The 25,778-nt window shown below is 71.9% G+C and carries 23 protein-coding genes; 11 read left to right on the top strand and 12 right to left on the bottom strand.

All coding sequences use genetic code 11. The annotated features are described in order from the left end of the window. Window positions 1–25 precede the first annotated feature (25 nt). Genes OG811_RS17065 through OG811_RS17055 form a run of 3 tightly spaced genes read right to left on the bottom strand, consistent with a single transcriptional unit; the run spans window position 26 to window position 2,591 of the window. Window positions 26–2,008 (bottom strand): hypothetical protein, encoded by a 1,983-nt coding sequence (locus OG811_RS17065; protein WP_406067038.1) that lies wholly within the window; start codon window positions 2,006–2,008, stop codon window positions 26–28. Window positions 2,009–2,049: 41 nt separating this feature from the next. Then, window positions 2,050–2,301 carry a hypothetical protein gene (locus OG811_RS17060; protein WP_406067037.1) on the bottom strand — a complete coding sequence of 84 codons (252 nt, stop codon included), beginning with the start codon at window positions 2,299–2,301 and terminating at the stop codon, window positions 2,050–2,052. Beyond that, window positions 2,298–2,591, bottom strand: a complete 294-nt coding sequence (locus OG811_RS17055; RefSeq protein WP_406075768.1) for a DivIVA domain-containing protein — start codon at window positions 2,589–2,591, stop codon at window positions 2,298–2,300. Before OG811_RS17055 ends, OG811_RS17060 begins: the two co-directional genes overlap by 4 nt. A gap of 215 nt (window positions 2,592–2,806) precedes the next feature. Here OG811_RS17055 and OG811_RS17050 point away from each other — a divergent pair, with 215 nt between their 5' ends. From OG811_RS17050 to OG811_RS17025, 6 genes are all read left to right on the top strand, one after another. After that, window positions 2,807–3,691, top strand: coding sequence for a helix-turn-helix domain-containing protein (locus tag OG811_RS17050; protein WP_406067036.1), 885 nt, complete (start codon window positions 2,807–2,809; stop codon window positions 3,689–3,691). Continuing rightward, the gene (locus OG811_RS17045) at window positions 3,684–3,878 is read left to right on the top strand and encodes a DUF397 domain-containing protein (protein ID WP_406067035.1); all 195 of its coding nucleotides are present in this window, start codon (window positions 3,684–3,686) and stop codon (window positions 3,876–3,878) included. The genes OG811_RS17050 and OG811_RS17045 overlap by 8 nt, the downstream gene beginning before the upstream one ends. A gap of 87 nt (window positions 3,879–3,965) precedes the next feature. After that, window positions 3,966–4,226, top strand: a complete 261-nt coding sequence (locus tag OG811_RS17040; RefSeq protein WP_406067034.1) for a hypothetical protein — start codon at window positions 3,966–3,968, stop codon at window positions 4,224–4,226. Next, window positions 4,223–4,933: a hypothetical protein gene (locus OG811_RS17035; protein WP_406067033.1), complete on the top strand. Its 711-nt coding sequence runs from the start codon at window positions 4,223–4,225 to the stop codon at window positions 4,931–4,933. Before OG811_RS17040 ends, OG811_RS17035 begins: the two co-directional genes overlap by 4 nt. Continuing rightward, the gene (locus OG811_RS17030) at window positions 4,881–5,312 is read left to right on the top strand and encodes a hypothetical protein (protein ID WP_405426603.1); all 432 of its coding nucleotides are present in this window, start codon (window positions 4,881–4,883) and stop codon (window positions 5,310–5,312) included. Before OG811_RS17035 ends, OG811_RS17030 begins: the two co-directional genes overlap by 53 nt. A gap of 91 nt (window positions 5,313–5,403) precedes the next feature. After that, window positions 5,404–5,667, top strand: a complete 264-nt coding sequence (locus OG811_RS17025; protein WP_405426605.1) for a hypothetical protein — start codon at window positions 5,404–5,406, stop codon at window positions 5,665–5,667. A 284-nt stretch (window positions 5,668–5,951) separates the two neighbouring features. Here OG811_RS17025 and OG811_RS17020 read toward each other — a convergent pair whose 3' ends face one another. From OG811_RS17020 to OG811_RS17000, 5 genes are all read right to left on the bottom strand, one after another. Continuing rightward, window positions 5,952–6,488: a hypothetical protein gene (locus tag OG811_RS17020; RefSeq protein WP_406067032.1), complete on the bottom strand. Its 537-nt coding sequence runs from the start codon at window positions 6,486–6,488 to the stop codon at window positions 5,952–5,954. A 137-nt stretch (window positions 6,489–6,625) separates the two neighbouring features. Next, window positions 6,626–7,081, bottom strand: a complete 456-nt coding sequence (locus tag OG811_RS17015; protein ID WP_406075767.1) for an RNA-guided endonuclease InsQ/TnpB family protein — start codon at window positions 7,079–7,081, stop codon at window positions 6,626–6,628. A 41-nt stretch (window positions 7,082–7,122) separates the two neighbouring features. Then, the gene (locus OG811_RS17010; RefSeq protein ID WP_406067031.1) at window positions 7,123–8,808 is read right to left on the bottom strand and encodes a SulP family inorganic anion transporter; all 1,686 of its coding nucleotides are present in this window, start codon (window positions 8,806–8,808) and stop codon (window positions 7,123–7,125) included. Then, window positions 8,805–9,143, bottom strand: a complete 339-nt coding sequence (locus OG811_RS17005; RefSeq protein WP_406067030.1) for an ArsR/SmtB family transcription factor — start codon at window positions 9,141–9,143, stop codon at window positions 8,805–8,807. Before OG811_RS17005 ends, OG811_RS17010 begins: the two co-directional genes overlap by 4 nt. Window positions 9,144–9,351: 208 nt before the next feature. Further along, on the bottom strand, window positions 9,352–11,802 hold the full coding sequence (locus OG811_RS17000) for a glycoside hydrolase family 2 protein (RefSeq protein WP_406067029.1): 2,451 nt from the start codon (window positions 11,800–11,802) through the stop codon (window positions 9,352–9,354). 125 nt (window positions 11,803–11,927) lie between these two features. Between OG811_RS17000 and OG811_RS16995 the strand changes: the two genes are divergently transcribed. Further along, window positions 11,928–12,947, top strand: coding sequence for a LacI family DNA-binding transcriptional regulator (locus OG811_RS16995; protein WP_406067028.1), 1,020 nt, complete (start codon window positions 11,928–11,930; stop codon window positions 12,945–12,947). A gap of 18 nt (window positions 12,948–12,965) precedes the next feature. Here the strand turns inward: OG811_RS16995 and OG811_RS16990 are convergent, their stop codons facing one another. Next, window positions 12,966–15,350: an EAL domain-containing protein gene (locus OG811_RS16990; protein ID WP_406067027.1), complete on the bottom strand. Its 2,385-nt coding sequence runs from the start codon at window positions 15,348–15,350 to the stop codon at window positions 12,966–12,968. A 221-nt stretch (window positions 15,351–15,571) separates the two neighbouring features. On the opposite strand from OG811_RS16990, the gene OG811_RS16985 reads away from it, so the two are divergent. Then, window positions 15,572–15,964, top strand: a complete 393-nt coding sequence (locus OG811_RS16985; protein WP_406067026.1) for a PH domain-containing protein — start codon at window positions 15,572–15,574, stop codon at window positions 15,962–15,964. Here OG811_RS16985 and OG811_RS16980 read toward each other — a convergent pair. Then, window positions 15,958–16,884 carry a 2-hydroxyacid dehydrogenase gene (locus OG811_RS16980; protein ID WP_406067025.1) on the bottom strand — a complete coding sequence of 309 codons (927 nt, stop codon included), beginning with the start codon at window positions 16,882–16,884 and terminating at the stop codon, window positions 15,958–15,960. The two genes, OG811_RS16985 and OG811_RS16980, sit on opposite strands and share 7 nt — an antisense overlap. Window positions 16,885–17,070: 186 nt before the next feature. Between OG811_RS16980 and OG811_RS16975 the strand changes: the two genes are divergently transcribed. From OG811_RS16975 to OG811_RS16965, 3 genes are all read left to right on the top strand, one after another. Beyond that, entirely contained in the window at window positions 17,071–18,888 is a 1,818-nt protein-coding gene (locus OG811_RS16975; protein ID WP_406067024.1) for a GAF domain-containing SpoIIE family protein phosphatase, read from the top strand. A gap of 92 nt (window positions 18,889–18,980) precedes the next feature. Further along, complete coding sequence (locus OG811_RS16970; RefSeq protein WP_406067023.1) at window positions 18,981–20,153, top strand: PQQ-dependent sugar dehydrogenase; 1,173 nt, start codon at window positions 18,981–18,983, stop codon at window positions 20,151–20,153. A 60-nt stretch (window positions 20,154–20,213) separates the two neighbouring features. Then, window positions 20,214–21,797 carry a metallophosphoesterase gene (locus tag OG811_RS16965; protein ID WP_406067022.1) on the top strand — a complete coding sequence of 528 codons (1,584 nt, stop codon included), beginning with the start codon at window positions 20,214–20,216 and terminating at the stop codon, window positions 21,795–21,797. A 22-nt stretch (window positions 21,798–21,819) separates the two neighbouring features. Here the strand turns inward: OG811_RS16965 and OG811_RS16960 are convergent, their stop codons facing one another. Together OG811_RS16960 and gatB are read right to left on the bottom strand one after the other, a co-directional pair. Next, window positions 21,820–24,183, bottom strand: coding sequence for a transketolase-like TK C-terminal-containing protein (locus OG811_RS16960; protein ID WP_406067021.1), 2,364 nt, complete (start codon window positions 24,181–24,183; stop codon window positions 21,820–21,822). 87 nt (window positions 24,184–24,270) lie between these two features. Further along, the gene (gatB, locus tag OG811_RS16955) at window positions 24,271–25,770 is read right to left on the bottom strand and encodes an Asp-tRNA(Asn)/Glu-tRNA(Gln) amidotransferase subunit GatB (RefSeq protein WP_406067020.1); all 1,500 of its coding nucleotides are present in this window, start codon (window positions 25,768–25,770) and stop codon (window positions 24,271–24,273) included. Window positions 25,771–25,778 lie beyond the last annotated feature (8 nt).

Below are 25,778 nucleotides of genomic sequence, written 5' to 3'. Positions count from 1 at the left end.
CGCCCGCCCGCCCGCGCCCCGCAGATCAAGATCGGAGATCGCGCAGGTCGGGGGCTTCGGCGAGGAGGCGTACGCCGTCGTCGTCGTGTCGATGCACGGCGCAGCCGGTGCGGTTGAAGCGCACGGTTACCGCCTGCCCGGCGTGCTGGGCGGCGAGGCGTAGCAGGTCCGCCACCGGGTCGGCGACGAGGTCGCGTGGCCCCGACCAGGGCACCGGGATGGGCGCCTCCGGGTCGGTCGGGGCGGCCCCGGCGACTTCGTCGGTCAGGCATTCCACGCACCAGGCGAGGGCGGCGGCCAGGCTCGGCCGGTAGGGCAGGTCATCGGGGCGGACGGGCGCGTCACACGGCTTCACCTCGACCGACCAGCGCAGGCCGTCGGCCAGCATCGGGTCAGCGGTGTGGTGCCGCAGGTCGCACACGCCCACCACGAGGGCCAGGTCGAGGCCGAGGGCGAGGCGCAGCAGCTCGGGCAGCGGCGGCGCGTCGGGAGGCGCCGCCACCACGATCAGGCGGCCGGCTGCCGTGCCCCGCCCGGCGCTGCGCACGTGCTCCCCCACCGGGTCGGCACCGGCCCAGGGCAGGGTGACGTAGCCGTCGCGCAGGTCCTTGCCGATCTGGTGCCCACCGTCGGCGTCGGCGAGGTCCTCGGGTCGCGCGCCGAGGACGGCCGCCCAGGAGCCGAGCCGGTAGCGGTCGGGGAGTTGGACCACGGGCCGACCGTTGGGCTGGGTGGCGACCAGTGGGGCGACTTCGGGCGTGCCGGCCTGCCAGGTCAGGTGCACCACCCGGTGCCGCAGGTCGGTGACGGTGACCAACAGGGTCCGGTGCAGACGATTCGTGTCACCGCAGGTGAAGCAGCGCAGCGCCGACGGGCGCAGGCCCGCACCGCTGCAGTGCGGGCAGTCGGAGTCGGCGGGACGTCCGCCGAGCCGGCAGTCGCAGGCGCGCAGCCGAGTGCCGGGTCGGCAGTCCGGGCAGGGCCGCCAGTCGACGGGCTCACCCAGCCAGGGCGGGTCGGGCGGCTCGCAGCCGCGGGTCAGTGGCACCCGCACCCGGCGGACCACCTGGCCGGTGGGCTGTTCCGCGAGGATCTCCACCGGCTCGCCGGCGCGCAGGGTGGTGTGCCACCACCGGCCGTCCCGCCACAGAGCCTGCGCGCCAGGCAGTTCGTCGCCGCTGGCCGGGTCGACGCAGTCGGCGAGGACGCGGCGTTCGAGCTGGTCGACGTCCACGGCCGGTACGACGGGTGGGCGCGGCGAGTCGGGGCGCAGCAGCCGGGCGGGGGCGGCCAGGCCGCGCTCGGCGAGGCTGGTGAGCGCGTCGGCCACGTCGGTGCGGGCCAGCGCGTCAGGCAGGCCCCGGCACCAGCCGGGCAAGCCGGATGGCACCGGGGAGCCGGGCGACTCGTACCGGATGACCCAACCGAACCCCGCGCCCTGCCGGCGGGCCTCGACGACCAGGTCGAGCAGCAGCAGGTCGGCCAGCGCGCAGAGCCGGGCCAGCCGGGCGGCCGGGTCGACCGTGGGCGCGGCGTCGGATCGGCCCAGCACCAGCCGCCAGGGGGCGTGATCGGCCCGCAGGATGGTGTGGGCCTCCAGCTCGCGCCGTTGCGCTGCGGGCAGGTCGGGTCGCCACTGCTTCGACAGCCACAGCGACGGCTCGTCGGCGTCGGCCACGACCGCGCCGACGCTGGCGGCGAGTTCGCGTACCCGGGAAGCAAGGTCGACCACCCAGTGGCCCGCCGGGTCACGGTGGGGGTCGAGGCCGCCGGGAACGACCTGGTGGGACACGACCGCGCCGGTGTCCAGGTTGGCGACGGTGACCACGAGCTGCGCCCGCCGCCGGCCGAGACGGTGGCAGCGATAGCAGGGGTACGCGACGCTGCCCGCGCCCCGACACTGCTCGCAGCGCCGGTACGCCTCCCGGCGCGGCCCGAGCGTGTCGGCATCGGCGAGGAACCGGTCGCCGTAGGTGGTGCACTGGCACGGGTCCAGCGTGAAGGTCATCCCGTCACAGTCGGGACAGGTGACGACGGCCGGCGCGGCGGTCACCGACACCGCCGAGCCGCGCAGTCACCGGCGTGCTCCACGCGCCGCACACACCGCAGGCCACCATCGAGCGGCAGGTCGCAGAAGACCCGATGGCGTACGCCCTGGGCGTCCTCGGCGGACACGGTGGTCTCGCCCGCGTCCACCTCGGACAGGAAGCTCAGGGAGCGGGCCAGGGTGCCGGCGAACTGCTGGGCGGCCGGCAGGTCGGCGGCGGTGAACGGCAGGTGCGCCACCCAGCGAAGGCTCATCGGCGGGCCGCCAGCTCGGCGCGGGCGCGCTGGGACTGCCAGCTCTTCAGCGCGTCCTTGATCCGCTGGGTCTCCCGTTGGCTGCTGCCCAGCGCCGCGTAGACCCCGGCCAGATCGTCGGCGACCCGGTCGAGGAACTCGGCGACCTCCACGGCGTCCACCCCGCGCCGGCCGCGCCGGGTGAACCGGCGCTCGCGGACCTGCCAGGGCCTCAGTGGTACGTAGTTGGCGGCCCGGTAGGACGCCGGCCGGGGTGGCTCGGCCCGGAGATATCGGAGAAACGCGCGCACGAAGCAGCACCACCCTTCCTCGGTGACGGATTCGGTCGACAATTGACAGATGATGGGAATTGCAGGGTCATCGCCTTTGTCGGACCCATCTTGTAAGGTCAGGGGCACTATCGCAATGAATGTCGACTCACACTGTTCCATTATTTGTGGGCACATTTCCGTGTTGCAGAACGGCCGTCGGGATGTTGCAAAACTCAACACGAAGGAGGAGCCGCATGGCCGATGACATGGGCTCGACGGTGCCCCGACGACAGCTCGGCAGGGCACTGCGTGACCTGCGCACCGAGGCGGGGATAACCCTCGACGCCGCCGCCGAGGCGCTGGAGTGCAGCCGGCAGAAGGTGTGGCGGATCGAGAGCGGCCTCGGCTCGGTGCGCGGCGTCGACGTCCGAGCCATGTGCGAGCTGTTCGGGGCGGCGGGCGAGCTGACCCGAGCGCTGATGTCCCTGGCCGGCGAAACCAAAGCCAAGGGCTGGTGGCACGCGTACGGCGATGCCGTCCCCGAATGGTTCGAGCTGTACGTCGGCCTCGAATCCGCCGCGTCGAGAATTCGGTTCTTCAAGAACAGTCTCGTGCCGGGCATTCTGCAGAGCCGCGACTACGCCCGAGGCATCTACCGCATCGATCAGCCCGACATGAGCGAGGACGACCGGGAGCGCGCGGTCGAGCTTCGTCTGCAACGGCAGTCCCTGCTGACCCGCCGCCTGCCGAAGGCCCCGCAGGTGCAGGTGGTGCTCTGCGAGTCGGCGCTCCTCAGGCCGGTCAGCGACTCGGCAACCATGGCAGGGCAACTGCGCCACCTACTGACGACGACCAGCATGCCGAACGTGTCAATTCGGATTCTGCCTCTCGCCGCTGGTCCGCATCATGGCGCTGTCGGCGGTGAGTTCGTCCTGCTCGGCTTCCCGCCCGGCAACAGGAGCACCCCTGAGCCGGACGTGGTCTACAGCGAGTCGTGGACGGGCTCGCTATACCTCGACAGGCCCGCGGAGGTGGCTGCCTACGAAAAGGTCTGGTCGGGGCTGCTTTCGCTTGCCCTTGATGAGGGACAATCGAAGCAACTGATCAATAAGATCACCGGGGAGGTCCACCATGACTGATCTGACCAGCGCCCGTTGGCGCAAGAGCACCCGCAGTGGCGGCAACGGCGGCGAGTGTGTCGAGGTTGCCGACAACCTGCCCAACGTCGTCGCCGTACGCGACAGCAAGGACCCGCACGGCCCGGCCCTCACCTTCACCCCCACCGCATGGGCCACCTTCGTGCGAACGACCCGCATCTCCCTCTGAGGCTTCGGTGGGTGTCTTTGGGCCACCTGGGACACCCACCCGTCGCGGGGGCTGCGCTCGATGACCGGGGTCGGCTAACGTGCGGCAGTGACCATCGGCGATGTCAAGGTGACGATCCGGAAGGGCGATCAAGCGCTCGACAACGCTCGGATGAGCATCGAGAAGGCCAACGCCAGGCTCGCCGATGCGTCAGCGCTGGCAATTGCCACCCTGCATGACAGTAAACGCGGCGAGGCGCAGGAGTCCCGCACAGCACTCCGTGAAGCTGCGGACGAGGTCGAGTTGGTGCTTCGCCGAATCAAGGCGGCCAAGGACCATGCTGCCGCCTACCTCGCCATCATCGGGTGAGCGGAAGCCTCGGCGATGTCGTCGCCCAACTACGTGGCGCCATCGACACCCTCCACAGCGCCGCGGTTGTCGCGCGACGCGCTCAGGCTGACGCGGAAGAAGCCAACGCGCACTACACCCGGGGAGCGCAGGGCAGCGGTCATCCCGAGCTCACCGGCGCTGTGACAGAAAGCAAAACTGCCGCTGAGAAAGCCGGCAGACTCGCCCGCCTGATCAGCGAGGCGGCTGACCGCGTAGGTGCCTATTCCAACGCGGTCGCTCCCGGCTCTGCCCCGAACACGCGACCATCAGACTCAGCCACACCGTCCGGTGAGGATCTACTCGCCGAGACAGTCGAGCGTGAATCCGCACGGAAGAACGTCGCCTCCTTCCTGAGTACGATGACCAGGAAGGCTGAGGACGTCCAGGACAACACCCAGAAGTCGGTGGCGGCGGCCAGGGAAGCGTTCACAATCATCCGAGGCCCACAGGGGCCGTCCGGGGCTCAGCAAGCCGGCACCACAGCTCCGACGGTCGGCCCTACGTTAGGTCAACGCCTCATCAACGAAGCACCGGACGTGGCGGGCCATCTCGTCGTGGTGGGGCTGGTGGCGAGCATCGCCGTCCACCGTTCTGTTCAGTCGATCCGCAAGGGAATAGCGAGGTTACGAGATCGTGAGCGTACGGACCGAGTTCGGCGACCTGATTCGCGCGATGGCACGGCGTGACTGGGGCACGGTAGACCAACTCCTGGACGGGTTGGAGGCTTCCGGATGGCACGGCGGAAATCAGGTGATCGGCGCGGCGTTCGCCATCGCGATCAACGAACGCTTCACCACTGCCCACTCCCCCACCGACGTGGCCCGCTTCGTTAACGAGACGCGCTCGCAGTTCCCCGGCGCGGAGTCGCTGCCCACTCTGGAGATGGAAGGGCTCGTCCGTGCGGCCCTCGGTGAGGTCGGGCTGATCGACAATCTCAGCCCCGAGACCGCCCTCCAAATGCAGATCGTCTTCCTCGGCAAGCTGCTTCAAGACAGTGATCCCACTGAGTTGCAGCTTGAAGAGTTCATCGCCGACGTGGAACGGACGGCCGCCGAGTACCTGTAGCCAGCGGGGCTGCGTACCACCCCCATCTCCGATAGTGTCCGTCCGACCACGCAAACGTGAACTCGTTGCGCGATCGTCAGACGGGGGCGGCATGGCCAGCATCGAGGAAGTCAAGGCGGCGTTGATGCAGGCCGCCGAGCAGGGCAATGCCACGATCAGTCAGATCCGGGCCGCCGCCGAGAACACCGAACAGATGCTGGCCCGACTGCGGGCCATTGCCGCCGGCACCGGCCATCCGACGATCGCCGAAGCCATCGCCCGAGGCGAACAAAGCAAGCAGCGCCTGGCCGAAGCCATGACCCTCGTGCAGGGCAGCTCGGAGGCGGCACGTCGCTACATCAGCGTCCTCGGCTGAGCACCGACCACCACGATGAGCGTTGACGAGGTCGAGGCTTAGTTTCCGCTTCGCCAATCCGCCCGGTGTCGGCGGCCCTGCACACGTACACCTCAATGGCCACCTCAGCCAGCGACAGCGCTTACCGTCGCGTCCCGGAGTAACGATCCGCGCCCGCGGCCCCTCGGGTGCCCTGGTCGGTCAGGTGCTGGCCGCCGCCCGCGCCTGACCCGCCGCGCGCTCAGACGAGCGGTGGGCCTGGAGGAGCCTTTCCTCTCCCTTCAGGTCCGCCGCTCGTGCCAGCCTCAGTAGGCGACCAGGGCGATGAGCAGCGAGGACACCGCGAAGATCAGGAGCACGCCGCCGGTGCCGAGCCCGACCACCGCACTCACCGCCACGGCGCGGGCCCGGGCCACCGGGACCGCCGCGACCGCCACCACGGTGACCAGCGCGGCGACCACGTGAATCAGTGGGTAGTCGATCAGCGCCGCCACCGGGAAGAGGTGCACGCCCACGACAAGGGCAATCCAGGGGGCGGTCAGCTCAGGGCGCTTCAGCAGGGCGAGCAGCCCGGCGCCGACGGCGGCAGCGCCGAACTCGATGCCGACGACGATGCCGAAGGTCGGGCTGGTGTCGGCATCGAACGCCGTACCGTCCGACCAGTGACGCCAGGCGAGGAGGCCGCCGGCCGCCGCCGTGAGTAGCGAGAGAACCGAACCGGCGATCAGCACCGGCCGCCACGGCTTCGGGGGCGCTTCCTGGGCCCAGCCGAACCAGGTGGTGGCGAAGAACCCGAAGACGAACGCCGTCGCCGCCGCGTCTCGGACATGTTCGGTGATCATTTGCGCTCCCCGGGGTGCCGCCTGGGCTCGACGTCTGTCTTCGCCTCTTCGGTCGGCCGCGCTGTGAAGCGACGGCCACGGCGGTAGATCATGCCTTGACGTCCTCTCCGCCCTGAAGGGCGGGGGATTCCGGTCTGCTACACCCCCGAAGGGGCAAGCTCCCGGCGGGTTACCGCTTCCCTGCGCGGTGCCGGCACGGATGCCGGTCTTACCTGCGCTCCACGGTCGTTGAGGTCCGCCCGTCCGGCGGCCCTGATGTTCCTGGCGGCGTTCACATCCCGGTCGTGACGGCTGCCGCACGGGCAGACCCACGTCCGGACGTTGAGCGTCATCTTGTCGTTTACCCGCCCGCAGTCCGAGCACATGCGGGTCGACGGGAACCACCTGTCCACCCTGGCGAAGGTTCGCCCGTACCGGGTGGCCTTGTACTCCAACATCGCCGTGAACTCAGCCCAGCCAGCGTCGTTCACCGACTTCGCCAACCGTGTCCGACCAAGACCGGACACACACAGGTCCTCGACGTACACCGCTTGGTTGTCGCGGATGATCGCCGTGGACGGCTTATGCTGCCAGTCCCGCCGAGTGTCGGCCACCTTCGCATGCGCGCGGGCGACCTTCACGCACTTCTCAACCGTTACGTCCGGCCAGCCGGGCCGCCGGTCACGGAGAGCGCAGCCGTGCGGGCGTGCCGGATCGCGGTCGGGGTGTCGGGAAAGACCAGCCCCTCGCGGCGTAGGTCGGCAGCCACTCCGAGGGTGGCGAGCACCTGGTCGTGGGCGGGGGTGACGCCGGAGAGCAGGACGGTGATCCCACGTCCGCGCAGCCGTCGGATCGCGTCGCCGAGGACGTGTGCGCCGGTGGCGTCCATGGTGGTCACCCGGGACATCCGCAGGATGACCACTCGAACGTCGGCGACCTCGGAGAGTTCGAGCAGAAAGGTGTGCGCCGCGGCGAAGAAGAGCGGTCCGTCCAGCCGGTACGCGACGATGTGTTCGGTGAGCAGCGCATATTCCTCGGCGCTGTGTGCCCCGGGGTCGAGGGGCACCTGTTCCAGCCGGGCGCTGCGGGCCACCGCGCGCAGGGCGAGGACCACGGCGACGCCGACGCCGACCGCGACGGCGGTGACGAGATCCCAGATCACGGTGACGGCGAAGGTGAGAACCAGCACGACCGCGTCGCCCCGGGTGGCGCGGGCCAACGCCCACAGCGAGCCGGCCTCCACCATTCGGACCGTGGTGGCCAGCAGCACACCAGCCAGGGCGGCGAGCGGGATCCGACCGACCAGCGGCGCGGCGGCCAGCACGATCGCGGCGAGGGCGACGGCGTGGGTGAGGGCGGACAGCTTCGAGGCCGCGCCAGCGCGGACGTTCACCGCCGTACGGGCGATGGCGGCGGTCGCCGGAATGCCACCGAAGAGCGGGGCGGCGAGGTTGGCCAGCCCTTGACCGAAGAGTTCCCGGTCCGGGTCGTGCTGCTCGCCGACGGTCATGCCGTCGGCGACGGTGGCAGAGAGCAAGCTCTCCAAGGCGGCGAGCGCGGCGACCGCGAGCGCACTGGGCAGCAGCACGCCGAGCGCGCCGAGGTCGAGGAAGCCGAGGGACGGTGCAGGCAGGCCCTGCGGCAACGCGCCGATCCGAACCAGTTCGACCGGGACGACCTCGGCGAGGACGGTGGCAGCCCCGACGCCGAGCAGCGAGAACGGCAGGCCGGGCCGCCACCGGGCGCCCAGCAGCATCAGCGCCGCGACGGCGAGGGCCACCGCGAGCGCGGCCGGCCGCGGGTGTACGACGAAACGGACGACCGCGTCGGCGGCGACGGCCCAGACCTTCTCCCCGTGCGCGTCGGTGACGCCGAGCGCGGCGGGCACCTGTTGCAGGGCGATGACCACGGCGATGCCGGCGGTGAAGCCCTCCAGCACCGGGGTGGGCAGGTAGCGGACATATTTGCCCACACGGGCCAGGGCGAGCGCGATCAGCACCAGACCGGCCATCGCCCCGACCATGAGCACCCCGCTGGCTCCGAATTGCTGCACCACCGGCACCAGCACCACGGTCATGGCCCCGGTCGGCCCGGAGACCTGGAGGTTGGAGCCGCCGAAGACGGCGGCCACCGCGCCGGCGATCACGGCGGTGATCAGCCCGGCCTGGGCGCCCAACCCGGAGGTGACGCCGAACGCCAGGGCCAGTGGCAGCGCCACCACCGCCACGGTGAGCCCGGCCAGCAGGTCCCGGCGTGGTGAGCGGCGGACGGCAGCCCAGTCGGCCCGGCCGGGCAGCAGCCCGAGGAGCCGCTCGCCGGCGACAGGAATGGCGCCGCTCACCGGTCCCCGCTCGTCGCACGCAGCTCGTCGAGGAGGGCGTCCCGGTTGGTCAGAACCGCGCCGAGGATCCGTCGACCGGCGGCCAGCAGGTCGGCCACATCCGGGGTGCTGAGCGCGTACATAACGAGGGGACCGTCACGGTGTGAGGTGACCATGCCGGCGCGGCGCAGCACGGCGAGCTGCTGGGAGAGATTGGAGGCCTCGACCTCGATCACGGCGAGCAGGTCGCGGACCGGCTTCGGGCCGTCCTGGAGCAGTTCGAGGACCCGGATGCGCACCGGGTGCCCGAGGGTGCGGAAGAGTTCCGCCTTCGCCTGGTACAGCGGGACTGACATGAGCACCCCTCCCAATCGATACGAAGACTTTAGCACTTGAAGAAGTCTTCAACACGATGCCAAACGGTGACCCGGGTCGGTCCAGCGATCTTGCAGGTTCGGTCGCCGTTTTGCGTGACATGCCCCTTAGACGGGGGCAGAAAGTGCAAGATCGCGCAGGGTGCGCGGTATTGCGTGCGGTGGCACGCTCAGCGCACTTTCTGTGCGGCTAGCAACGTCTGATGTCGTTGACGCAGCGCAGCACCGGTCGGGCGGTGAGAGCTGCGGCGTCCAGCGGGGCGTCGGCACGCACGGTGAAGGTCGTCGACTCGCCTGGCAGCAGGGTGACCAGGGCGTTGTCGACGGAGGCCGTCGGGTCCAGCCGGTCGGCGAAGAGGATCAGGTCGCGCAGCACCGTGCGGGCGGTGACCCGGACCTGCTGCCCGCCGTCGACCCGCTCGACCGCCGCGTCCCAGGCCGCCGACGGCCAGTCCACGTCCCGATCCTCGGCAAAGAACCAGAGCGCCCGCTCGGCGCTCTGGCCCGCCTCGGCGACCAGCAACTCACGCCGGGCCTGCTCCGGCCGGCTCAGCTCCGCCGGCAGCGCCAGCGTCACCGCCGAGTACGCCGGAACGGCCAGCTCCATCGTCGTCTTCGCCCGTGGTTCACCGGTGAGGGTCAGCCGCGTCACCGAGACCGACGCCCGCCAGGCCGCGCCGCCGTCGTTGACCGCGACAAGGGCCAGGCCGCCGGCGCGGGGCTGCACGGTGAGCAGCCGATCGGCGTACGCGTGGCGCAGCGCGTACCACAGGGGTTTGCGGCGGCCGTCGCCGTCGACGGCCGACCAGGAGGTGACCGGCCAGCAGTCGTTGAGCTGCCACACGATGGTGCCCGCGCAGACGCCCCGGTGTGAACGGAAGTGCTCCACCCCCAGCTGGATCGCTCGGGCCTGGTTGAGCTGCGTCAGGTAGTGCCAGTCGTCGAAGTCCGCCGGGGCGGGCAGATGCGCGTCCAGGCCCCGCTGGAGCTTCGCGTCACCGTCGGCTGCTTTCTGGTGGTGGGCCATGCCCGGCGAGTCGTGCGCCAGGGGTTCGTCGCTCAGTGCCCGACGCAGGGTCGCGTACGCCGGTGGGCCCTGATAGCCGAACTCGGCGACGAAACGCGGCACGTGTTCGCGGTACCTGGTGTAGTCGTCGGTGTTCCACACGTCCCAGATGTGGGTGGTGCCGTGCGCCGGGTCGTTGGGGTGGATCGCCTCGGTGCCCGACCAGGGGCTGCCCGGCCAGTACGGGCGGGTCGGGTCCAGCTCGCCGACGATCCGGGGCAACACGTCAAGGTAGTAGCCATGTCCCCAGGTGCGCCCGGCAAGGGGCGCCTGCCAGTCCCAGTCGTGCCAGCCCCAGATGTTCTCGTTGTTGCCGGTCCAGAGCACCAACGACGGGTACGGCGCCAGTCGGGTCACCTGCTCGGCGGCCTCGGCGGCCACCTCGCTGCCGAACGGCCCCTCCTCCGGGTAGGCCGCGCAGGCGAACAGGAAGTCCTGCTGAACCAGCAGTCCGCGCTCGTCGGCGAGGTCGTAGAAGTCCGCCGACTCGTACCGGCCACCGCCCCAGACCCGCAGCAGGTTGATGTTGGCCGCTGCGGCCTGGTCGAACCGCTCGGCCAGCCGGTCCCGCGTGATCCGGGTGGGGAACACGTCGTCCGGGATCCAGTTGACCCCGCGTACGAAGACCGGGACGTCGTTGACCGACAACACGAACGGGGTGCCGTGCTCGTCCGCTGTGGTGTCCAGTCGCACCGAGCGGAAGCCGATCCGGTGCGACCAGCTGTCGAGGGTGTCGCCGTGCGGTGCGCGCAGGGTCACCTCGATCGGGTGGCGCACCTGTTCGCCGTACCCCCGAGGCCACCACAGCGCGGGCTCGCGGACGGTGAGGGTCAGAACGGCCCTGCGCTGCCCGGCTGGGATGACCACGTCGGCGCGGGCACCGGCGACGGCGGCCCGGACGGTCAGCGGGACGTCCGCGACCCGCTCGACCTCGACGTGCAGCTCGACACGGCCGTCACGGCCGTCCAATGTGACCAGTGGGCGGACGGTGGCCAGCCGGGCGGTGGACCAGGCATGCAGGCCGATCTCCTGCCAGATGCCGGCGGTGACCAGGGTCGGCCCCCAGTCCCAGCCGAAGTTGCAGGCCATCTTGCGGATGAAGTGGAATGGCTCCGGGTAGGCGTTGGGCCGGTCGCCGAGCCGCTCCTGCTGCGCCTCGGCGTAGCGGTACGGGGAGTCGAACGCGACGACCAGGTCGTTGTCGCCGTCGCGCAGCAGCGACCGGACGTCGAACCGGTAGCCGCGGTGCATGTTCTCGGTGCGACCGACCTCGACGCCGTTGATGGTGAGCGTGGCCACGGTGTCCAGGCCGGCGCAGACCAGGTCGACCCGGTCGTGGTCGCCGGGCGGGCGCCGGAAGCTCGTCCGGTAGTTCCAGTCGGTGCGCCCGATCCAGGCCAGTGCCAGCTCGTTGTCGTCGAGGTAGGGATCGGGGATCAGCCCGGCGTCGAGCAGGTCGGTGTGCACGCAACCGGGCACGGTCGCCGGCACAGCCTGCCCGGCGATCTCGACCGGCACCAGCGCTCCGGGTGCCGCCCGCAGGGTCCAACCGTCGTAGAGTGCCTGTCGGCTCAAGATTTCACCGCACCTTCTGCATCGAAAGACGTTGACTGAACCGAATAAGCTAAGCCACCGTACGGTTCGACTTCAGGACTGTCAACGGTCGGTTGACGCCCCCGCGCCAGCAAAGGAGCACGCCGGTGAAGCGGCCGACCATCGCCGACGTGGCCCGACGCGCCGGGGTGTCCAAGGGCGCCGTCTCGTACGCGCTGAACGGGCAGCCCGGCGTCTCCGAGGCCACCCGGCAGCGCATCCTGAGCATCGCCACGGAGATCGGGTTCAGCCCGAGCAGCGCCGCCCGCGCCCTCTCCGCCGCCACCGCCGGGGCGGTCGGTCTGGCCCTGTGCCGACCGGCCCGGATACTCGGCATCGAGCCGTTCTTCATGGCGCTGATCAGTGGTGTCGAGGCCGAACTCTCCGCCCGCTCGTACGCGCTGACCCTCCAGGTGGTGGCCGACCACGACGCCGAGATCGCGGTCTACCGGCGCTGGTGGGGCGAACGTCGGGTGGACGGCGTGCTCGTCTGCGACCTGCGTACCGACGACCGACGCATCCCCGCACTCGAGCAGCTGCAACTGCCGGCGGTGGTGATCGGCGGGCCCGGTGGCACCGGTGAACTGGCCAGCGTCTGGTCCGACGACACCGCCGCGCTGACCGAGACGGTGGAATACCTGGTCGCGCTCGGGCACCGGCGGATCGCGCGGGTCGCTGGCCTGCCCGACCTGCGGCACACCAAGATCCGCACCGACGCCTTCGCGGCGGTCTGCCAGCGGCTCGGCCTGGTCGACGCGGCCACCGTCTGGTCCGACTACACCGGCGAGGAGGGCGGTCGGGCCACCCGCCGGTTGCTCAGCTCCACCCACCGGCCCACCGCGGTCATCTACGACAACGACGTGATGGCCATCGCCGGGCTGTCCGTAGCCCAGGAGATGGGGCTCACCGTGCCGGGCAATCTGTCCATCGTGGCCTGGGACGACTCGCCGCTGTGCCGCCTCGTGCATCCGCCGCTGACCGCGCTGGGCCGAGACATCCCGGCGTACGGCGCGCACGCCGCCCGGCAACTGCTCGCCGTCATCGCCGGACAACCCGCGAGCCGGGTGCAGGACGAGACGCCCCACCTCACACCGCGCGGCAGCACGGCACCACCCCGGGAAAGGTGAACCGGTTAACCTGTCAGCTCAGCGGGACGCCGACGGAAACTCCTCGAAGTACGCCTCGACCCGCTCAGCGGTCGCCGGGCGGGCCAGCGCGAACCCCTGCCCATACCGGCAGCCGCCCCGACGCGCCCCCTCGACCTGGGTCGACGACTCCAACTCCTCGGCGACGATCTCGACGCCCAGCCGCTCGCCGACGTTGACCACCACGTCGATCAGCGGCGGCTGCCCGTCCGGCCGCACGCCCACCAACTCCGGGCCCACCTTGAGCAGGTCGATCGGCAACCGGCGAAGCTGAGCCAGCGAGGCGTGCTCGGCCCGGAAGTCGTCCAACGCGGTGCGTACGCCCAGCGACCGCAGCCCGGCCAGCCGGGCCACCACGGTCGGCAGGTCACCCGCGACCCTCGGCTCGCTCACCTCCACCACCAGCCGCTCCGGCGGCACCCCGTACGCGGCCAGCACCGCCGCGGCCCGCTGGACGAAATCGGGGGTGATCAACTCCCGGGTCGTGACGTTGACCGCCATCCACAACTCCCGGGCACCCACCGACCAGTTGGACAACTGCCGGCAGGCCCGATCCAGTACCCACCACTCCAACTCGCCGACCAGGTCCAGGTCCTCCGCGACCGGCAGCAGCTCGGCCGGGAGCACCGTGCCGAGCACCGGGCTGCGCCAGCGCAGCAGCGCCTCCGCCCCCACCGGCTGCCCGTCGGCCAGGTCGACCACCGGCTGGTAGACGAGATCCAACTCGCCGCGCGCCACCGCACCGGGCAGCTCGCGTTCCAGATCGAGTCGGCGAACCAGCTGTTCCTCCAGGAACGCGTCGTACCACTCGACCCGATCCCGGCCCAGCTGCACGGCCCGTCGTCGGGCCAGCTCGGCCTGACGGAGCACGTCCGCCGGCCCAGCGCCGCTCACCTCGGCCAACCCGATGCTCGCCTGGACTCGCAGCTCCGCACCGGCCAGCCGGTAGGGCGGGGTGAGCGCGGTCAACAGCCGGGTGCCCAGCGCGTACGCCAGCATCGGGCTGGCGGCGGTGACCACGGCGAAGCCGGCAGCCGTGCACCCGGTGACCAGGTCGTCGGATGCGATGACCGCGCGGGCGCGATGCACCGCCTCGGCCAGCACGTCCTCCCGGGCCGTCGGGCCGATCCCGTCGGTGCCGTGCAGGTCCACCAGCAGCAGCGCACCGGTCGGCTCCGGCACGTCGCCGATCGCGGCGAGGGCGTCCAGCAGGGCCGCCCGGTCGCCCGGACCACCGCCTCCCGCCGGAACGGGCCGCTGGTTGAGCGCCGACCAGGCGGCGTCGTCATCAGACGACCAGGTCGAGCCGCCACCGTTCGCGGTGGCCAGGTCACCGGCACGGCCGGCATGGCCGTGTTCGGGCGGCGGGGGTGGAGGATCCGACGTACCCAGCCAGCGTGGTTGCGCCGCACGGCGATGCCGGATCGCGGCGCCGGCACGTCGGCGATGCGCCGCGCGCCGTTCGGGGATGCGCGGATCACCTGCGCGCAGCAGTTCGCGCAACACCAGCGGTGGCACCGCCGCCAGGGCCAACAACACGCTCGTCCGATCCGGGGCGTGGCCGGCGCCCAGGTGCAGACCCGTCGCCAGCAACAGCACCGCCGCTGGCAGCACCGACCGGGGCCAGGCCGCCGCGATCGGCTCCGCCGGCTCCGCGTCGCCCACGTCCGCCGCGTCGGCCGCACCGACCGCGACGAGCAGCATCCCGAACACCAGCGGGGGTACGGCCAGCAGCGTCGCCCGCCCAGCCGGCAGCGTGGCCAGCAGCACCAGCCCGCCCAGGGTGAGCAGGACGCCGCCCCGGCACACCGCCGCGCCCGAACGTCGCCGTGGCCCCGCGAACGCGTTGAGCGCGGCCATGCCCAACCCGCCGAGCGCCAACGCGGCGACCAGCCGGGCCGGGACCGGCAGGCCGTCACGGGGCAGCAGCAGCCAGCCGGCGAGGGCCAGACCGACGGCCGGGCCGGTCGACTCGACCAGCCAGCGCAGCCGGACCCCGGCCGACGACCGCGCCCGGCCGGGGAGCCGGCACAGGCCGGTCACGGAGAGAGCCGCCACGACCAGCGACCCGGCCAGCACGGCGACGGTGTGCCCGATGTCGGCGAGGGGCAGCACGACGGCGGCGAGACCAGCCGCCACCACCGCCGTGTCGAGCAGCACGCCCGCCGCACGCGGTGACGGATCGGCGGGGCGCCGGGTGGCCAGCCGGGAGAGTCGCACCCCGGCGAGCGTGGCGCCGGCCCCGGCGGCCAGCGCGATCACCACCGAGGTCGGGATCAGGCCGGCGGCACCAGCGAGCAGGAGCAGCGCCACCGCCGTGGACGTGGCGGCCTCCGGTGCCGCACGGCGGGGGACGAGGACGCGGAACGGATACGCGAGGAGCACGGCGGTCGCCTTCGTGAGGGGGCACGGGGGCGGTGCGACGGTGCGGGACATCGGACGGTGCGGGTCCGCTGTTCCCCAAAATTGGGTAACGATCGACGGCCGAATCGGTTACTTGTCGGTCAGCTGGAGGAGACAACGACCTGTGTCACTGTACGGCGTACCGCACGCTCGCGGCACCGCCCGCCGCGAGCCGAACCGGCCGGGGGTGGGATCATCGGAGGGTGAGTAAGCCCGACACGGTCCGCTTCCGGTACAACCAAGCCATCCTGGTCGCCGCGGTCATCGCCTTCTTCGGTGCCCTGCCGCTGGCCAACGCCCGGACCTACCTGCTGCCGGTGCTGCTCGTACCGCTCGCCGTCGCGGTGTGGGCCTGGCGGGCCGGCACCGACGCCGACGCGCGGGAGCTGCGCGTACGGGCGCTGGCGGGGCAACGCCGGATCGACTGGGCCCAGGTCCTCGAGCTGGCCACCGACGCGCGCGGACGGGCGGTCGCCCGGCTCGACGACGGCCAGCAGCTCACGCTGCCGGCCGTCCGCGGGGAGGATCTGCCCCGGCTGATCTCAGTCACCGGCCAGGCGCTGCACCACGACGCGGCCGAGTCCCCCGGTCAGTAGCCGTCGACCACCGTGTTGATCAGCGGCTGCCCGGCGGCGAACCGGCGTACCTGATCGCCGACCAGTCGGTAGGCCCGCGGCAGTAGGCCGCGCACCGACCCGGCCACGTGCGGGGTGAGCAGCACGTTCGGCATCGCCCAGAGCGGCGAGTCGGCGGGCAGCGGCTCCGGGTAGGTGACGTCCAACGCCGCCGAGATCCGACCGGTGCCCAGCTCGGCGACGAGCGCCTCGGTGCGCGCCACCGGCCCCCGGGCGGCGTTGACCAACAGCGCCCCGTCCGGCATCGCGGCCAGGAAATCCTTGTCGATCAGACCGCGGGTCTGGTCGGTGAGCGGCACCAGCACCACCACCACGTCCGCCTCGGGCAGCAGCCGGGGCAGTTCCTCGACGGCGTGCACCCCCTGCTTGGGGCGGGCCGACCTCGCGACCAGGGTGAAGCTCACCTCGAAAGGCGCGAGCCGGTCGCGCACCGCGGTGCCGATCGAACCGGCTCCGATGATGAGCACCCGCTTGCCGGTCAGCTCGTCGGTCGGGGCGTTCCCCTCGAACGCCCAGCGCCGCTCGGCCTGCGCCCGGACGAACGCCGGGAACGCCCGCAACTGAGTGAGGATCGCGGTGACGACCCACTCGGCAGTCGACGGGTCATGCACACCACGGGCGTCGCAGAGCGTGACACCCGGCGGCGTGCGGCCGGCCCACGCGTCGGCCCCGGCGGAGAGCAACTGCACCACCGCGAGGTCGGGCAACTGATGGAGCAACGCCGTCGCGTCCGTCCCGCTCAGAAACGGTGGCACCCAGACGCGGACGTCGGTCACGTCCGACGGCAACTGGTCGGCACGCTCGACAACCTCCACCGTCACGTCCGGGGGCAGCTCGCCCAGGAGGTTCAGGCCGGCCTGGTGCGGGATCCATACCTTCACGTCCGCCGACGATAGTCCCCGACGCGGCAGCTGGCGCGGGCACGGCGGCGAACCGACGTCCCGGGGGATGGCGTGCCGAGCCGGGGCGGGCGAGACTCAGCACACCGATGTTCGACCCGGGCCTGGACGAGGTATAACGAAGGGTCGTAGGGCCGGTCGGCCTCCGCCCCGGCAGACAGGTGCTCGATGACCGACGGCTCCCCCGCCACCGCCCGGCGTCCGATCGCCCCACCTGCGGCGCTCAGCGACCCGGCGCGGCTGCGCGCGCTCGCCGACACCGGGCTGGACGCCGCCCCGGACGAGGCGTTCGACCGGTTCGCCCGGCTGGTCAGCGACCTGCTGGACGTGCCGGTCGCGCTGGTGTCCCTGGTCTCTGCCGACCGGCAGTTCTTTCCGGGCGCGGTCGGGCTGCCGGAGCCCTGGTCGGAGCGACGGCAGACCCCGCTGAGCCACTCCTTCTGCCAGCACGCGGTGGACACCGAGGTGCCGATGGTGCTGCCGGACGCCCGGCTCCACCCCCGCGTCCGGGACAACCTGGCCATCGACGACCTCGGCGTGGTCGCGTACGCCGGGATGCCGCTGACCGACCTCTCCGGCCGGGTGCTCGGCTCGCTCTGCGCCATCGACAGCAAGCCCCGCGCCTGGACCGCCGCGCAGCTGCGGACACTGGCCGACCTGGCAGCCGCCTGCTCGTCGGAGCTGCGACTGCGGATCGCGCTCGACGGCGCGCAGGAGGCACGGCGCCGGGTCGTGCAGGCGCATGAGCGACTGGAGCTGCTGGCCGGGGTGAGTGAGACGCTGGCCGGCACACTGGACGTGGGCACCGCGCTGCGCCGGCTCGCCGCCACCATGGTTCCGTTGCTCGCCGACTGGTGCCTGCTCACCCTGATCGGGCCGACCGGCCTGCCCCGCGAGGTGGTCTCGGTGCACCGCGACCCGACCCGGGCGGCGGACGTCGACCGCTTCGGTGAGCTGCTGCGCACCGGGCTGAGCCCAGAGTCGATGATCCGGGCGGTGCTGCGGACCGGCCAGCCCCGGCTCGGCGGCGTGGCGTCCCTGGCCGACGTGACGAGGGGCACCACGCACCCGGAGATGGCGTCGATCGCCGGTCGCCTGGGCATCGCCTCCTACCTGAGCGTGCCGGTGCCGGGCGCCGGCGGCACCGTGCTGGGCGCAATCACCCTCGTCAACGGCTCGCTACGTCAGCAGTTCGACGACCGCGACCTGCTCACTGCGGTCGACATCGGCCGCCGGGCCGGCCAGGCCATCGGCAACAGCTCGATGTACGGCGAGCAGCGGCACGTCGCCGAGGTTCTGCAACACAGCATGCTGCCGCGGCTGCCGGCCCTGAGCGAGCTGGAGCTGGCGGCCCGCTACCAGCCGGCGGCCGACCGGGTGGAGGTGGGCGGTGACTGGTACGACGCCTTCGTCCAGCCCGACGGCGACGTGATCGTGGCAATCGGGGACGTGGCCGGTCACGACATTGAGGCGGCGGCGAGCATGGGCCAGCTGCGCAACCTCGTGCGGGGCAACGCCTTCGGCCGGCCGGACACGGTCGGGGCGCTGATGAGCAACCTGGATGGTGCGATCCGTGGCCTGCGGCTGCCGATCGCAGCCACCGCGACCCTGGTCCGGATCTGTCCGCAGAGCGCCGGTGTCCACGCGGTGACCTGGTCCAACGCCGGGCACCCGCCGGCCCTGGTGGTTCGCGCCGACGGGGCGGTCGAGGCCCTGGAGGCGACGCCGGAGCCGCTGCTCGGCCTGGCCCGGCCGTCGCCGCGGACCAGCCAGTCGACCAGCCTGGCCACCGGCGACACCCTGCTGCTCTACACCGACGGGCTGATCGAGCGACGGGACCGATCCATCGACGAGGGGCAGGCCGAGCTGGCTGACCGGCTGACCGGCGCCGACACGCTACCCCTCGACGAGCTGTGCGACCTGCTGCTCGCCTCGATCCACCACCGCGAGGACGACACCGCACTGCTGGCCGTACGGGCGCGGTGAGCGGTCCACCGGGGACCAGTCGCCGGGGTGACCGGCGCCCGTCGGATCCCGACGGGCCCGGCCGGGCCGTTCGGCGGGCTACCCTGGGCCGAGTGAGAGCCCGTCCCCCGTACCCTCGCACCCGCCGCCTCCGCGTGGCCCTCGCGGCGTCCTGCGCGGCGCTGCTGTTCGCCTCCGGTTGCAGCTTCGGCGAACCGGAGCCCGACCCGGCCGGTGAGCCGCCCAACCTGCCCACCCCGTCCGCGTCGGCGGGCCCCGGCGGTGCTGGCCAGCAGGCGGTGGCCACCGTGCTCGCCAAGGGTCTGCGGGTGCCCTGGGCCATCGCCTTCCTGCCGGACGGCGGCGCGCTGGTCACCGAACGGGACAACGGCCGGATCCTGCAGGTCGGCCCCGAATCCGGGCCGGACGGCCTGCAGGTCCGCGCGGTGCAGACGATCCCCGACGTGGCGGCGGCGGGTGAGGGCGGCCTGCTCGGCATCGCCGTCTCCCCCGGCTACGCCCAGGACCGGACGGTCTTCGTCTACTACACCGCGGAGCAGGACAACCGGGTCGCCCGGCTGCAACTCGGCGGGCAGCCCACCCCGATCCTCACCGGCATCCCCAAGGCCAACGTGCACAACGGTGGCGGGCTGGGCTTCGGCCCGGACGGGCAGCTCTACGTCAGCACGGGTGACGCCGGTCAGCGCCCCCTCTCCCAGGACGTCAAGAGCCTCGGCGGCAAGATCCTGCGGATCACCCCGGACGGCAAGCCCGCCGCCGACAATCCGTATCCCGGTTCCCCGGTCTGGTCACTGGGCCACCGCAACGTCCAGGGCTTCACCTGGGACGCCGCCAAGCGGATGTACGCCGTCGAGTTCGGCCAGAACACGTGGGACGAGATCAACCAGATCACCAAGGGCGGCAACTACGGCTGGCCCGAGGTCGAGGGCCGGGCCGGTGACAAGCGGTTCACCGACCCGATCACGCAGTGGGCGACCACGGACGCGTCCTGCTCCGGTCTGGCCGCCACGGACCGGCTGCTGGTCACCGGCTGTCTGCGCGGCAAGCGCCTCTGGGTGCTGGAGCTGACCGACACCGGCACGCTGCTCGGTCAGCCCAGTGAACTGCTCACCAACCGGTACGGCCGGCTGCGCGCGGTGGCCGCGGCACCGGACGGGTCGCTCTGGGTGAGCACCTCCAACCACGACGGGCGGGGCAACCCGGCGGGCGACGACGACCGACTCCTGCGGGTGGTCTTCGCTGGCGGCGACGGCGGCCGGAGCTGACGTTCGTCACCATCCGTTCAGGTTTACCAAGATCCTCCGACGGGCAGGTCAGAATTCAGCATGGACGGGCAGCGCGACGAGCAGCACGACGACGCTGGTGACCGGGGCGACCCGGTGACCAGCGGTGATCGGCCACGCCCGACGGGCTGGCGGGTCGGGTCCTGGGGCCCGCTGCGCCGCATCGGGCTGATCGTCGCCGTCCTCGCCGTGGCCCTGGCCGGGGCGGTGCTGGGGGTGCTGGCGGGCGGTCAGGTGGACACCGACATCGGGCCGTTCCGGGCCAACCTCAGCATCTCCCCCGCCCGTGACGGCGGCACCACCGTCGACATACCGCCGCTCGGCGCGCTGCTGCTCGACAGCCACGACGGGCCGACCCACCTCACCGTACGGCTGGGCGCCCTCGACCAGAGACGCACCGAGGCGCTGCTCGACGACCCCGCCAGCATCAGCCGGGCCAGCCAGAGCGCCGTGGAGGACGTCCGCTCCGGTGTGATGCGGCTCGGCCTGCAGACTCTCGGCGCGTCGGTGCTGGTCACCCTGATCCTGGCCGGGCTGATCTTCCGTAACGTCCGACGGACCGCCTGGGCGGGCGGGCTGGCGCTGCTGGTCACCGCCGGCAGCCTCGGCACGGCGGCGGCCACCCTGCGTCCCCAGGCGATCGAGGAACCACGCTACGAGGGGCTGCTGGTCAACGCGCCGGCCATCGTCGGTGACGCCCGCCGGATCGCCAACGACTACACGAAGTACGCCGAGCAGTTGCAACGCCTGGTCGGCAACGTCAGCCAGCTCTACACCACGGTGTCGGCGCTCCCGGTGTACGAGCCGGCCCCGGGCACCACCCGGGTCCTGCACGTCTCCGACATGCATCTCAACCCGACCGGCTGGCAGCTGATCCGGACGGTCGTGGAGCAGTTCGGCATCGACGTGGTGGTCGACACCGGGGACATCACCGACTGGGGCAGCGAGCCGGAGGCGTCCTTCGTCGGCTCGATCGGTCTGCTCAAGAAGCCGTACGTCTTCATTCGGGGCAACCACGACTCGGGTCGGACCGCCGCCGCGGTGGCCCGGCAGCCGAACGCGATCGTGTTGAACAACTCGACGACGACCGTCGCCGGGCTGACCATCGCCGGCATCGGCGACCCGCGCTTCACCCCGGACAAGAACACCTCCCCCGCCGGCAGCGGGCTGACCCAGCAGGTCGCCGACCAGGTGATCGGAGTCGGCAACCAGCTCGCCGCGACGGTCCGCAGCTCGCCGCAGCCGGTCACCATCGCTCTGGTGCACGACCCGGCGTCGGCCGCACCGCTCGCCGGCACCTGCCCACTGGTGTTGGCCGGGCACACCCACGCCCGGCAGATCTCCAAGCTGCCGCAGGCGCCCGGGCAGCAGCCCACCACGCTGATGGTGGAGGGCTCCACCGGCGGCGCCGGGCTGCGCGGCCTGGAGGGCGAGAAGCCGACCCCGCTGTCGATGAGCGTGCTCTACTTCGACCAGCAGAAGATGCTCCAGGCGTACGACGACATCACCGTGGGCGGCACCGGGCAGGCCCAGGTCAACCTGGAACGGCACGTGGTGGAGAGCCCCATTGCCGCAGCGCCCCCCTCGGGCACCCCGACGACACCGACCCCGACCCCGACCGGCTGAACGCGGGCCGGGGAATCGGGGGTCAGCGCAGGGCGATGGCGGCCAGGGCGGCGTTGACGATGCTGCCGGGCAGCAGGTCGTGCAACTCGTACAGCTCGGCGACGGTGCCGGACTGGCCGAACTCGTCCACCCCGAGTGGCACCGCCGGCGCGCCGACCGCCGAGCCGAGCCAGGCCATGGCATGCGACGCGGCGTCGTGCACGGTCACCACCGGCACCCGATCGGCGAACGCGGACCGCAGCGCGCCCGGCACGCTGGGCACGGTGGCCGTCCGCACGCCCTGACGCAGGGTGCGCTGCCAGGCCCGGTAGAGCCGATCCAGCGAGGTCACGTCGACCACGTGCGCGGCGACGCCCTCCTCGGCCAGCTCCGCCGCGGCGGTCAGCACCTCGGGCAGCACCGCGCCGGAGGCGGCCAGCTGCACCACCGGGGCGTCGGCCAGGTGCGGGTACGCCTGATGCGCGTCGACCAGCCGGTACGCCCCGGCGACCACCTGTCGGCGCAGCACCGCGTCGCCGAGCCGGGCCCGGGCCGCCTCGAACGGCGCCTGGTCCAGTGGGCGGGTGCTCAGCCGGAAGTAGTACGCCCCGTCCTCGGCGGGCGCGGCGGTGGCGGCCGGGGCCGACCCGCCGGCGATCTGCCCGAGCGCGTCGCAGAGCAGCCAGTCCAGGCTGCCGGCGTACGCCGGCTCGACGAAGGTCACGCCGGGCAGCTCCAGGCCGACCGAGGCGGTGATGGTGGACTGGTGGGCACCACCCTCGGGAGCCAGGGTGATGCCCGACGGGGTGCCGGCCACCACGAACCGTGAGCCGGAGTACGTGCCGTACAGGAACGCGTCGAGGCCCCGCAGCACGAACGGGTCGTAGACCGTTCCCACCGGCAGCAGCGGCTGCCCGGACAGGTCCCAGGACAGACCCAGCTGGCCGAGCAGGAGGAACAGGTTCATCTCCGAGATGCCCAGCTCGATGTGCTGCCCGGAGGGGCTCTCCGTCCAGCGCAGCATCCGGTCCTCGGTCCAGGATCGCTGCTCGGTGGGGGCGAACACCCCGGTCTTGTTGATGAAGCCGGCCAGGTTGGTGGAGGTGGCCACGTCCGGGGCGGTGGTCACCAGGTAGCGGCCCACCTCCCGGACCCGAGCCAGGTCCACCAGCACCCGACCGAAGACCTCCTGCGTGGAGATCGGCTTGGTTGCGCGTACTCCCGTGCTTTCCGGGACGGTGACCCCCAGCGCGCGCTCGCGGGGCGCGCGGGACAGCGCCTCCCGACGGGCGCCGGCGTGGATCCCGGCCGGTGACGCCGGGTCGAGGCGGTCCCATTCGGTCTCGCGGGTCAACCCCTGCGCGGCGCGCAGCGTGTCGACCTGCTCCGAGCTGAGCAGGGCGGAATGGTTACGCGGATTGCCGGCGATGGGCAGACCCCACCCCTTCACGGTGTACGCGAAGACGACGCTGGGCCGGTCGGTGACCGCGTCGCACTGGGCGTACGCGTCGAGCATCGCCTGCAGGTCGTGCCCGCCCAGGTCGGTGACGAGCGGGCCCAGCTCCTCGTCGGAGACGTCGACGATCAGCTCGTCGATGCCGGCCGGTGCGCCGTCCAGGAACTGCTTGCGCAGCACCGGGCCGGCCAGCCCGAACAGCGACTGGTACTGCTCGTTGGGCATCGCGTCGATCCAGTCGCGCAGCGCCTCGCCACCGGGTCGGGCGTACGCCTCGGCAAGCCGACGGCCGTACTTGACCTCCACGACGTGCCAGCCGGCCGCCTCGAACTGACCCCGCCACTGGTTGATCCGGATGCCCGGCACCACGCGGTCCAGCGACTGGCGGTTGAAGTCCACCAGCCACATGACGTTGCCCAGCCCGGTGGTGGCGGGGTCGGCGACCGCCTCCCAGATGTTGCCCTCGTCCAGCTCGGCATCACCGATCAGCGCCACGAACCGGGAGTGCGGGCGGGCACCGAAATGCGCGTCGACGTACCGCCGGGTGGCGGCGGCGAAGAGCGGCGCCGCCGCGCCCAGACCGACCGAACCGGTGGAGAAGTCCACCTCGTCCGGGTCCTTCGTGCGCGACGGGTACGACTGGAGGCCGCCACGGGCCCGCAGCCGGGGCAGGTAGGAGCGGTCCAGGTTGCCGAGCAGGTACTGGATGGCGTGGAACACCGGGGACGCGTGCGGCTTCACCGCGACCCGGTCCTCGGCGGCCAGATGCGCGAACCAGAGCGCGGTCATCGCCGTGACCATGGACGCGCTGGACGCCTGGTGGCCACCGACCTTCACACCGTCGCCGGTGGCCCGGTCGTGGTTGGCCGCGTCCACGATCCGGGTGGCGAGCCAGAGCACCCGCCGCTGGATCTCGCCGAGGACATCGAGGTCGTGGTCGTGCTGGGTCACGCTGGCTCCATCCAGGCGTCGCCGTTGACGCCCTCGCGAGGGGTGCGGATCACGCCGCCCGAGGCGGCAGGGGGTGCGGTGTGCCGATCAGCCCTGGACGCCGAGGCGCTCCAGGATCAGCTCACGCAGGGTCTTCGCGTCGGCCTGACCGCGGGTGGTCTTCATGACCGCGCCGACCAGCGCGCCGACCGCAGCGACCTTGCCACTGCGGATCTTGTCGGCGATGCCCGGGTTCGCGGCGATCGCCTCGTCCACGGCCGCGGTGAGCGCGCCGGTGTCCGAGACGACCTCCAGGCCCCGGCTGGTCATGATCTCGGTGGGCGAGCCCTCACCATCGACCACGCCCTCCAGCACCGTGCGAGCCATCTTGTCGTTGAGCTTGCCGGCATCGACCAGCCCCTGCAGCTCGGCGACCTGGGCGGGGGTGGCACCGATCTCGGCCAGCTCCACGCCGCTCTCGTTGGCCCGACGGGACAACTCACCCAGCCACCACTTGCGGGCCGCGGCCGGAGTGGTGCCGGCGGCCACGGTGGCTTCGATCAGCTCGACCGCGCCCGCGTTCAGCACCGACTGCATGTCCAGGTCGGACAGGCCCCACTGCTGCTGCAGCCGACGCCGGTGCACCCGGGGCAGCTCCGGCAGAGCGGCCTTCAGCTCGACGACCCAGGCCGGGTCCGGGGCGAGCGGCACCAGGTCCGGCTCCGGGAAGTACCGGTAGTCGGTGGCCGTCTCCTTCGAGCGCCCGGAGGTGGTGTCGCCGGTGTCCTCGTGGAAGTGCCGGGTCTCCTGGGTGATCCGGCCCCCCGCGTCGAGCACCGAAGCCTGCCGCAGCATCTCCGAGCGGACCGCCCGCTCCACCGAGCGCAGCGAGTTGACGTTCTTGGTCTCGGTGCGGGTGCCCCACTCCTGCCCCGGCAGGTTGAGCGAGGTGTTCACGTCGCAGCGCAGCGAACCCTCCTCCATCCGCACGTCCGAGACGCCGAGGGTGCGGATCACGTCCCGCAGCTCGGTGACGTACGCCTTGGCCACGTCGGGGGCGAGCGCGCCGGTGCCCGGGATGGGCTTGGTGACGATCTCGACCAGCGGAATGCCGGCCCGGTTGTAGTCGACAAGCGACTCGGTCGCGCCGTGGATGCGGCCGGTCGCGCCACCGACGTGCAGCGTCTTGCCGGTGTCCTCCTCGAGGTGCACCCGCTCGATCTCGATCCGCACCGTCTCGCCGTTGACCTCGACGTCCAGGTAACCGTCGACACAGATCGGCTCGTCGTACTGGCTGATCTGGAAGTTCTTCGGCATGTCCGGGTAGAAGTAGTTCTTCCGCGCGAACCGGCACCACTCGGCGATCGAGCAGTTCAGTGCCAGGCCGATCCGGATGATCGCCTCGATGGCCGCCTTGTTGGCCACCGGCAGCGAGCCGGGCAGGCCCAGGCACACCGGGCAGACCCGGGTGTTCGGCTCGCCGCCGAAGTCGGTCGGGCAACCACAGAACATCTTGGTGTTCGTGCCCAGCTCGACGTGGGTCTCCAGGCCGATCACCGGTTCGTAGCGCGCGACAACCTCGTCGTACGCGGGCAGCGTCGTCGTCATCTGGGCTC

Source organism: Micromonospora sp. NBC_01638 (assembly GCF_045209745.1).
Lineage (GTDB): Bacteria > Actinomycetota > Actinomycetes > Mycobacteriales > Micromonosporaceae > Micromonospora.
This window is presented reverse-complemented; position numbering and strand designations above follow the sequence as displayed.

Excerpts from the sequence above, each read along its gene's own strand:
- OG811_RS17005 (WP_406067030.1), bottom strand. The coding sequence starts at position 9,143 with ATGTCAGTCCCGCTGTACCAGGCGAAGGCGGAACTCTTCCGCACCCTC.
- OG811_RS17060 (WP_406067037.1), bottom strand. The coding sequence starts at position 2,301 with ATGAGCCTTCGCTGGGTGGCGCACCTGCCGTTCACCGCCGCCGACCTG.
- OG811_RS16965 (WP_406067022.1), top strand. The coding sequence starts at position 20,214 with ATGGACGGGCAGCGCGACGAGCAGCACGACGACGCTGGTGACCGGGGC.
- OG811_RS17020 (WP_406067032.1), bottom strand. The coding sequence starts at position 6,488 with ATGATCACCGAACATGTCCGAGACGCGGCGGCGACGGCGTTCGTCTTC.
- OG811_RS16975 (WP_406067024.1), top strand. The coding sequence starts at position 17,071 with ATGACCGACGGCTCCCCCGCCACCGCCCGGCGTCCGATCGCCCCACCT.
- gatB (WP_406067020.1), bottom strand. The coding sequence starts at position 25,770 with ATGACGACGACGCTGCCCGCGTACGACGAGGTTGTCGCGCGCTACGAA.
- OG811_RS17065 (WP_406067038.1), bottom strand. The coding sequence starts at position 2,008 with ATGACCTTCACGCTGGACCCGTGCCAGTGCACCACCTACGGCGACCGG.
- OG811_RS17050 (WP_406067036.1), top strand. The coding sequence starts at position 2,807 with ATGGCCGATGACATGGGCTCGACGGTGCCCCGACGACAGCTCGGCAGG.
- OG811_RS17045 (WP_406067035.1), top strand. The coding sequence starts at position 3,684 with ATGACTGATCTGACCAGCGCCCGTTGGCGCAAGAGCACCCGCAGTGGC.
- OG811_RS17025 (WP_405426605.1), top strand. The coding sequence starts at position 5,404 with ATGGCCAGCATCGAGGAAGTCAAGGCGGCGTTGATGCAGGCCGCCGAG.